At 66.4% G+C, this 8,606-nt stretch carries 8 protein-coding genes; 6 read left to right on the top strand and 2 right to left on the bottom strand.

Going from position 1 to position 8,606, the window contains the following annotated elements; translation table 11 throughout:
• Window positions 1-404 precede the first annotated feature (404 nt).
• The 3 genes from AC0L21_RS37330 to AC0L21_RS37320 all read left to right on the top strand — a co-directional run bounded on the left by AC0L21_RS37330 (window position 405) and on the right by AC0L21_RS37320 (window position 2,704).
• Window positions 405-854, top strand: coding sequence for a hypothetical protein (locus AC0L21_RS37330; RefSeq protein ID WP_473266943.1), 450 nt, complete (start codon window positions 405-407; stop codon window positions 852-854).
• Window positions 855-951: 97 nt separating this feature from the next.
• A complete protein-coding gene (locus AC0L21_RS37325) occupies window positions 952-1,644 on the top strand; it encodes a response regulator transcription factor (protein WP_473266941.1) in 693 nt (230 codons plus the stop codon).
• Window positions 1,631-2,704, top strand: coding sequence for a sensor histidine kinase (locus AC0L21_RS37320; protein WP_473266938.1), 1,074 nt, complete (start codon window positions 1,631-1,633; stop codon window positions 2,702-2,704). The genes AC0L21_RS37325 and AC0L21_RS37320 overlap by 14 nt, the downstream gene beginning before the upstream one ends.
• Here the strand turns inward: AC0L21_RS37320 and AC0L21_RS37315 are convergent.
• Window positions 2,701-3,072 carry a response regulator transcription factor gene (locus AC0L21_RS37315; RefSeq protein WP_473266937.1) on the bottom strand — a complete coding sequence of 124 codons (372 nt, stop codon included), beginning with the start codon at window positions 3,070-3,072 and terminating at the stop codon, window positions 2,701-2,703. The genes AC0L21_RS37320 and AC0L21_RS37315 overlap by 4 nt on opposite strands.
• Window positions 3,069-3,935 carry a S1C family serine protease gene (locus AC0L21_RS37310; RefSeq protein ID WP_473266935.1) on the bottom strand — a complete coding sequence of 289 codons (867 nt, stop codon included), beginning with the start codon at window positions 3,933-3,935 and terminating at the stop codon, window positions 3,069-3,071. The genes AC0L21_RS37315 and AC0L21_RS37310 overlap by 4 nt, the downstream gene beginning before the upstream one ends.
• Before the next feature lie 192 nt (window positions 3,936-4,127).
• Between AC0L21_RS37310 and AC0L21_RS37305 the strand changes: the two genes are divergently transcribed.
• The 3 genes from AC0L21_RS37305 to AC0L21_RS37295 all read left to right on the top strand — a co-directional run bounded on the left by AC0L21_RS37305 (window position 4,128) and on the right by AC0L21_RS37295 (window position 8,499).
• Window positions 4,128-5,093, top strand: coding sequence for a VOC family protein (locus AC0L21_RS37305; RefSeq protein WP_473266932.1), 966 nt, complete (start codon window positions 4,128-4,130; stop codon window positions 5,091-5,093).
• A gap of 64 nt (window positions 5,094-5,157) precedes the next feature.
• Complete coding sequence (locus AC0L21_RS37300) at window positions 5,158-6,033, top strand: dihydrodipicolinate synthase family protein (protein ID WP_473266929.1); 876 nt, start codon at window positions 5,158-5,160, stop codon at window positions 6,031-6,033.
• 144 nt (window positions 6,034-6,177) lie between these two features.
• The gene (locus tag AC0L21_RS37295; protein ID WP_473266925.1) at window positions 6,178-8,499 is read left to right on the top strand and encodes a xanthine dehydrogenase family protein molybdopterin-binding subunit; all 2,322 of its coding nucleotides are present in this window, start codon (window positions 6,178-6,180) and stop codon (window positions 8,497-8,499) included.
• Window positions 8,500-8,606 lie beyond the last annotated feature (107 nt).

Below are 8,606 nucleotides of genomic sequence, written 5' to 3'. Positions count from 1 at the left end.
TGTCTGCGGGGGGGGGGGCGCCCGCCTACGGGGGGGGCGGCGGGGGGTATAATATGGGCGGCACGGGGGCTTTATCTCCACCCCCGCCCCGCTTTTTGGGGGTTGTGGTCGTATTTCGCGCCACGCGCCAATTCCGGGTGAGGGGCAGGGCAACCTGCGAACCGGATCAAAGATCCCTCCGAGTCCCCACGCGTTGCACCCTCCAATTCAAAATCGAATTCGTGGATGCAGCCCCTCACCCCACCCTCTCCCCGTAAGAACGGGGCGAGGGAGTGAGAGAGCGATTCCTCCCTGACACCCGCGTCAGAATCTGGCGCGTTTGTAAGTTGAAGGTGCTGGTCCCTTGCTTTCATCTGAGCCTCCTCGCGCGGCAGGTATCGCTGCGCAGCACGGAGGACGCTTCGATGGACAACAGGATTCTCAAAGGCCTCACTGCGGTGTCGATCGCCGCGGTGATGGCGCTCGCTTCGCCTGTGCTCGCCCGTGGCGGCGGTGGCGGAGGTCACGGCGGTGGCGGCTTTGGCGGTGGCGGGCATTTCGGTGGCGGCGGCATGCACGCCGGTGGCTTTGGTGGTATGCACGTTGGCGGCATCGGCGGCGCCCGTTTCGCCCATGTCGGCGGCCCGGGCTTCGGCGGCGCCGGCTTCGCGCATGCGGCGATCGGGCCGCGCTTCGCTGGCTCCGGCTGGCACGGCAGGCCCTTCGTCGGCCGCCACGCCTTCTTCCGGCACCACCATCGCTTCTTCTTCGGAGCACCTTTCATCTATGCCGGTTACAATGACGGCTGTTGGCGCAGGAGCTGGACGCCCTATGGGTGGCAATGGGTCAATGTGTGCGGAGACTCTTGGTACTAGCATCGCCGTACCGCACCATTGTCGCGATCGTCATCGGACGGTTCCGCTCAGCCCCGGAACGGGATAGTCTGGTGGCGATCGTCGCGCGGAGTTTGTCATGACCGGAGGTCACCGCCGCATTCTGGTCGTCGAGGACGATGCGGAAACCGCAGGCCAGCTCGTCGAGGAGCTGACGATTTCCGGCTACGACGTCGATCTCGCCGCCACCGGGCGCGAGGCCCTCAGCCACGGCGCCGCCCGCGACTATGCCGTGATCACCATCGACCGCATGCTGCCCGACATCGACGGCATCAGCGTGATGCGCCAGTTGCGCGACGACGGCATCGCCGCGCCGTTCCTTATCATCTCCGCACTTGGCGAAGTCGACGACCGCGTGCGCGGCTTGCGGGCCGGCGGAGACGATTATCTCGTCAAGCCGTTCTCCTTCACCGAATTGCTGGCGCGGCTGGAGGCACTGGGCCGGCGCAGCGACACTGTTGCCAAGGAGACGATCCTGCGGGTCGGCGATCTCGCCATCGACCTGATCGCGCGCAGCGCGAGCCGCCGCGGCCGGAAGATTCCGCTGTTGCCGCGGGAATTCCAATTGCTCGAATATCTCGTCCGCAACGAGGGCCGCGTCGTCTCGCGTGCGATGCTGCTCCAGCATGTCTGGGATCTGCACTTCGATCCCTCCACCAACATCATCGATGTCTATGTCGGGCGCGTCCGTCGCAAGGTCGATGATGCCCAGGCCTATCCGCTGATCCACACCATCCGCGGCATCGGATATTGTCTCCGTGCTCCTGGCTAAAACGCTCCGCTCCTCGACCTTTCGCCTTGCGCTGATCGCGATCGCGGCATTCGGGCTGATCGTCGCGGCGATCATGGCCTATGTCTATTTCGGCACGATCGCCTACGTGCGGAGCCGTGTCGGCGATGCTGGCGATCACGGCGGCTTCACCGCGATGATCGAGCTCGCAATGGCCGCTGTCGCCGTGCTGATGCTGGTGCTCGCCGGGCTCGCCGCGGTGCTGGTGACGCGCCGCACGGTCGGGCGAATCGAGGAGATCAACGCCACCAGCCGCGCCATCATGATGTCGGGCCTCGACCAGCGCATTCCCTTGCGCGGCAGTCACGACGAGTGGGACCGCGTCGCCGAAAACCTCAACCAGATGCTCGACCGCATCGAGACTTTGATGGGCGAGGTCAAGCAGGTCAGCGACAATGTCGCCCATGATTTGCGCACGCCGCTGACGCGCATGCGGGGTCGGCTGGAAAAAGCTTATCACGCCTCGCGCAATGGCGAGGCCGACGCGGCGCTGATTGGTGACACTATCGCCGATCTCGACGCGGTGCTCGGCATGTTTGCCTCCATCACCCGCATCTCGGAGATCGAGACCCGCGCCCGGCGCAGCGCCTTTCGCACCCTCAACCTCGCCGAAATTGCTGGCGAGGTCGTCGAGCTCTACGATGCCGCCGCCGAACAGGTTGCGACGCGGCTCAGCCTCGGCGGCGACCGCGAGGTGGCGATTATTGGCGATCGCGACCTGCTGTTCGACGCCATCGCCAATCTCGTCGACAACGCGATCAAGCACGGCTGCAAAGGCGGGCAGGTGATCGTCACCTGCCGTAGCACCGACGGCGGTGCGACGATCGCGATCGCCGACGATGGTCCGGGCATTCCCACTGATGAGCGCGATCATGTGTTCAAGCGCTTCTACCGGCTCGAACAGAGCCGCTACACCCCGGGTAACGGCCTTGGTTTAAGCCTGGTCGCCGCGGTCGCCCGCCTCCATGGTGCCGAGATTGCCCTGCACGACAACGCGCCGGGCCTGACGGTCCAGCTCAGTTTCCCGCCGCATCCGCCCTAGAGTTCGATCACGCCGCGGCGTGCTGCATGTGCCACCGCATCGGTTCGGCCGGTGGCGTCGAGTTTGTCGAGCAGCGAGCCGACATGGAATTTCACGGTGTGGACGGAAATGCCGAGCTGACGCGCGATCATCTTGTTGGAGCCACCTTCCGCCATCAACGCCAGCACATCGAGCTCGCGCTGTGTCAGCGCGATGTCCTCAGGCATGATGCGCGGATCGCGGGTGACGATCGCCGCTGCCGCCTTCTCGCCGGGTTCGGCGAGGCGAAGCCCGGCGATATTGCCGAGCAGGGCCGCCAGTCGGTCGGCGAGGACCGGATCGTCGATCTCCAGGGACAGCACGATCTCGGGCGCGATGTCCTCGCTCACGCCGCCGGCCTCTCGCCGATCGTGACCTTGAAGCTGACCGGCTCGCCGCCGCGGCGCGCCGCGATATCGACCACCGCGCCCACACTCGCCGGACCCAGCGTCCGCGACAGTGCACGCACGCCGGACAGTTTCTGGTCGTTGACGGCGACGATGACGTCGCCCTGGCGGATGCCGGCCGCCGCCGAAGGGCCGGCCTTGTCGACATTCATCACCATCGCGCCGACACCGTCGTCGAGCCGGACCGGCTGGAGCCCGAGGCCGAGATATCCGCGTGCGATGCGGCCGCGCGCCTCTAACTGTGCCGCGACCCGCTCGATTGTGGCCGTCGGGATCACCAGCACACGCCTCGGGCCGAGCACGGCCATGCCGAAGGCTTCGCACGATGCATCGAGGGCGAGGCCGCCCTGCTGGCTAGAGCGCAAGCGGACGTCGAGCTCGATCCGCGCGTCGATGTCGCCGCCGCGCAAGGAGCGCCAGCTCTTGCCGGACAGCGATACCATGCCGAGCGCGGCGCTCGGCGCGTCGCGGTTGGTGGCGACGACCACCGACAACGCGCCGAGGGGCGGGACCGTTGTGGCCAGCTTGACCGGGATCAGCGCCGTATCGACGCGCAGCAGGGCGATATCCGTCGTATGGTCGCGGCCTGCGATCGTGGCGGCCGCGGTGCTGCCGTCGGGGAGGCCGATCTCGACGCCCCCCTCGTCGGCCAGCGCCTCGTCGGCGGTGACGATCAGGCCGGGCTTCCAGACGAAGCCGGTGGCGCGGGAGCGATGCGAATGCACGGCGACGACGGACGGCGCGGTGCGCGCCACGACGTCTGCGAGCGCGGACGACAGTGAGGACAGGGGAGTGGGTTCGGTCATGGGAGGCTCCTGTAAGCTGTCTTCAATCTGGGATGTCGCGGGCGATCGCGTAACTGGCCGCATGGCCAGGAAATAGGCAGGGAAGCTGGTCCGTAAGACCACGGCCGACGAACATGTGATTGGGAGCCGCTCACGGCAACGTGTAGCAATCGCGAAATTGCGCCGCCTTCACGATTTCAGCGAGCCTGACCGATGACCAACGACCTCACCCGCCGCACCCTGCTTCAACTCGCCGGCGCCAGTTCGCTTGCAATGGCGGCTGCGGGCGCGGCGCGCGCCGAGGGTGCACCGCAGGGCGGCGGGCCGACCTATGCCAGCCGCACCCCGATGCGGGTCGGCATGGTGACGTTGCGCGTGAAAAATCTAGACAAGGTTGCGGACTACTACCGGGACGTCATCGGGCTCACCGTGATGGAGCGCTCGGCAACTGCCGCAAGGCTCGGCACGGCCGGTATCACCCTGCTGGTGCTGGAGGCCCGTCCTGATGCCGAGATCGAGCCGCGCAACGCCGCCGGCCTCTATCACACCGCCTTCCTGATGCCCACGCGCAAGGACCTCGCGCGCTGGCTGGTAGCAGCCGCCTCGCATCGCGTGCCGCTGTCGGGCTTTGCCGATCATCTCGTCAGCGAGTCCGTCTATCTCGACGACCCCGAAGGCAACGGCATCGAGGTCTATGCCGACCGCGATCCCTCGCAATGGCAGTGGAGCGAGGGCAGCGTCAAGATGGCGGCCGACGAGCTCAACATTCCCGACCTGCTGTCGCTGACCAATACGCGCGTGCCTGATTATGCCAAGGCGCCGGACGGAATGCGCATCGGCCACATGCATCTGCGCGTCGGCGACCTCGCGCAGGCCGAGCGCTTCTATCACGGTGCCATCGGCCTGGACCCGACCCGCAGCCGCAACGGTGCCGCGTTCCTGTCGTCGGGGCGCTATCATCATCACCTCGGCATGAATGTCTGGCAGAGCCAGGGCGCCGGCCAGCGCGACGATCAGGCAACCGGGCTCGCCTGGTTCTCGCTGGTGACGGAGAAGCCGGACCTGCTTGCCGCGCAGGACGAGCGCCTGCGCAAGGGCGGCGCGAAAGTCACCGCGCTTGCCAATGGCGTGGAGGCGATCGATCCCTGGGGCACCCGGGTGCGGCTGATCAGGGTTTGATCGCCGGCGCCAGCGTTGGTAAGACCGGTCAGGCGCTGGCCAGTTTCCGGGATTCACACCTGACATGTCCGATTTTCGCGGCGTCTTCCCCTATCTCGTCTCGCCCATCGCTGCCGATGGCGCGGTGCGGACGAACGTGCTCGCAAAGCTCTGCGACGATCTGATCGGCGCCGGCGTCCACGGTCTGACCCCGCTCGGCTCGACCGGCGAGTTCGCCTATCTCAACGCCGCCCAACGCACCGCGGTGGTGCAGACCACGATCGAGGCGGCCAAGGGACGTGTGCCTGTGGTTGCGGGCGTCGCCTCCACCTCGACGGCGGACGCGGTGGCGCAGGCGAAAGCGTATCAGAAGCTCGGCGCCGACGGCATTCTGGCGATCCTGGAAGCGTATTTCCCGCTCGCCGATGCCCAAATCGAAGCCTATTTCCGCGCCATCGCCGATGCCGTGGACATCCCGGTCGTCATCTATACCAATCCGCAATTCCAGCGCTCTGATCTGACGCTCGACGTCATCGCGCGCCTCGCCGAGCATCCGCGCATCGGCTACATCAAGGACGCCTCGACCAACACCGGCCGGCTGCTCTCGATCATGAACCGCTGCGGCGATGCCTTGCGGGTGTTCTCGGCCTCCGCCCACATCCCGGCCGCGGTGATGCTGATCGGCGGGCTCGGCTGGATGGCGGGCCCGGCCTGCATCATCCCGCGCCAGAGCGTCGCGCTGTACGACCTCTGCAAGGCCGGTCGCTGGGACGAGGCGATGGCGCTCCAGCGCAGGCTGTGGCGCATCAACGAGGCTTTTGCCCGTTTCAACCTGGCCGCCTGCATCAAGGCCGGATTGGCCTTCCAGGGCTACGACGTCGGCGATCCCGTGCCGCCGCAAGCCGCACTCACCGCCGATGCGCGCAAGGTCGTGGAAGCGGCCCTGCGGGAGCTGGGCTAGGCGCCGATAGGACGGCTTCGCTTCCGCTCGCCTATGCCCCGGGATGACGAAATCGTGGATATAGCGCCCAAAACCGCGGCTGGCCTCGCATGCCTCGATCCGCTAAAAGGCGGCCGCATTTGAGAGATTAAGGGACCCCACGGAATGAACATTCTTCCCGGCAATTTGCGTTTCGGAGCGGGGCAACCCGTCAAGCGTTTGGAAGATCAGCGACTGCTCACCGGGAAGGGGCAGTTCATCGACGACAAGCCGGAAGACGGCGCGCTGTGGTTGTACCTGCTGCGCTCGCCGCATGCGCACGCGAAGATCGTCTCGATCGACACGGCCGCCGCCACTGCGATGCCCGGCGTGACCGCGGTCTACACTGGCGCCGACCTCGTCAAGGACGACATCGGCGTCATCCCGACCTTGAGCATCTTCAAGCGCCCTGACGGCAAGCCGATGACGGTGCCGCCACGCCGCCTGCTGGCGCACGACATCGTGCGCTATGCCGGCGAGGCCGTGGCCGCCGTGGTGGCCTCCTCGCGCGCCGACGCGCAGAGCGCGGCCGAAGCGATCGTGGTCGAATATGACGTGCAGCCGGCCGTGGTCGATCCGGTCGAGGCGGTCAAGCCCGGCGCGCCATTGGTGTGGCCGGAGGCGCCCGACAACATCGTCGGCGCGATGGCTTACGGCAATGCTGCCAAGGTGGACGAGGCTTTTGCCAAGGCGGCGCATACCGTCGAGCTCGATCTCGTCAGCCAGCGCCTGGTGCCGTCGGCCATGGAGCCGCGCTCGACCATTGCCGAGATCGACAAGAAATCCGGCCGCCTTCTGCTGCATGTGCAGTCGCAGACGCCTGCCTCGACTCGCGACGTGCTGGCCGAGGCCGTGCTGAAGCGTCCGAAGGACAGCGTTCGCGTGCTGGTCGGCGATATCGGCGGCGGCTTTGGCCAGAAGACCAACCTCTATCCCGAGGACGGCATCGTCGCCTATGCCGCAACCAAGCTGAACAGGAAGATCCGCTGGCGCGGCGATCGCACCGATGAGTTCGTCGGCGGCACTCATGGCCGCGATCTCACCTCGACCGCATCCTTCGCGCTCAACGACAAGGGCAAGGTGCTGGCCTATCGCGTCAGCTCGATCGGCTGTACCGGCGCGTATTCCTCGGGCGCGGCGAACATCATACCGCTGGTGCTGGGGCCATTCGTGCAAACCGGCGTCTACGATCTGCCGCTGGTGCATTTCGAGGTGAAGTCGGTGATGACCCACACCGCGCCGGTCGGTGCCTATCGTGGTGCGGGCCGGCCCGAGGCCGTGTTCATCGTCGAGCGCCTGTTCGACGCGGCCGCGCGAAAAATCGGCATGGATCCGCGCGCGATCCGGAAGGCGAATTACATCAAGCCGGCGCAACTGCCCTACACCAATGCTGCCGGGCAGGTTTACGATTCCGGCGCTTTCGCGCACATGCTCGATCGCGCCGTGAAGCTCGCCGACTGGGACGGCTTTGCCGCGCGCAAGAAGGCGGCGAAGAGGAAGGGCCTGCTCTATGGCCGCGGGCTCACTTCCTATATCGAATGGACCGGCGGCCGCGCCCACACCGAAAAAGTCAGCCTGCACGCGACTTCGGAAGGCCGCGTCGTCCTGCATTCCGGCACCATGGCGATGGGACAGGGGCTGCAGACCACCTACACCCAGATGATTTCCGACACGCTCGGCATCCCCATGGACAAGATCGATGTCGTGCAAGGCGACACCGATCTGGCCATGGGCTTCGGCAGCGTCGGATCGCGTTCGCTGTTCGTCGGCGGTACGGCGGTCGCTGTCTCCTCCAACGATCTGATCCAGAAGGCGCGCGAGAAGGCGGCGAACGTGCTGGAGACCTCGGTCGAGGACATCGAATACCAGGGCGGCATGCTCACCGTGGTCGGCACCGACCGACGCATCAGCCTGTTCGATATTGCAGAGAAGGAGAGCGGCGCAAAACTCAGCGTCGATTCCGAGGGCGAGGTCGATGGTCCGAGCTGGCCGAACGGCACGCATATTTGCGAGGTCGAGATCGACCCCGAGACCGGCGTCTCCAAGGTCGTGCGCTATACCACCGTCGACGACGTCGGTGTCGCCGTGAACCCGATGCTGGTCACCGGCCAGATCCATGGCGGCGTCGCGCAGGGTATCGGCCAGGCGCTGTATGAGGGCGTGTCCTACGATGCCGATGGCCAGCTGCTCACCGCGAGCTACCAGGACTATTGCATCCCGCGCGCGGACGACGTTCCGCCGATCGTGGTGACGCTGGACGATTCCGCGCCCTGCCGCACCAATCCGCTCGGCGCCAAGGGCTGCGGCGAATCCGGCGCCATCGGCGGTCCCCCCTGCGTCACCAACGGCGTGATGGATGCGCTCGCCGAACTCGGCATCACCCAGCTCAACACGCCCCTGACGCCGCAGAAGATCTGGCAGGCGATCCGGGATGCGAAGGTGGGGTAGGCGTAGCCCGCGCTGTGGCGGCGATCTCCGCCGTCGTCCCGGCGAAGGCCCTAGGGCATGCACATATCTCTAAGGCTCCATCCTGCTGCAACGGCGTGGAAGTATTC

The sequence above is a fragment of the Bradyrhizobium sp. WSM4873 genome (assembly GCF_055811355.1).
The sequence above is the reverse complement of the archived record's forward strand: the minus strand, read 5'-3'. Positions and strand labels throughout refer to the sequence as shown.

Excerpts from the sequence above, each read along its gene's own strand:
- AC0L21_RS37305 (WP_473266932.1), top strand. The coding sequence starts at position 4,128 with ATGACCAACGACCTCACCCGCCGCACCCTGCTTCAACTCGCCGGCGCC.
- AC0L21_RS37325 (WP_473266941.1), top strand. The coding sequence starts at position 952 with ATGACCGGAGGTCACCGCCGCATTCTGGTCGTCGAGGACGATGCGGAA.
- AC0L21_RS37330 (WP_473266943.1), top strand. The coding sequence starts at position 405 with ATGGACAACAGGATTCTCAAAGGCCTCACTGCGGTGTCGATCGCCGCG.
- AC0L21_RS37300 (WP_473266929.1), top strand. The coding sequence starts at position 5,158 with ATGTCCGATTTTCGCGGCGTCTTCCCCTATCTCGTCTCGCCCATCGCT.
- AC0L21_RS37310 (WP_473266935.1), bottom strand. The coding sequence starts at position 3,935 with ATGACCGAACCCACTCCCCTGTCCTCACTGTCGTCCGCGCTCGCAGAC.
- AC0L21_RS37295 (WP_473266925.1), top strand. The coding sequence starts at position 6,178 with ATGAACATTCTTCCCGGCAATTTGCGTTTCGGAGCGGGGCAACCCGTC.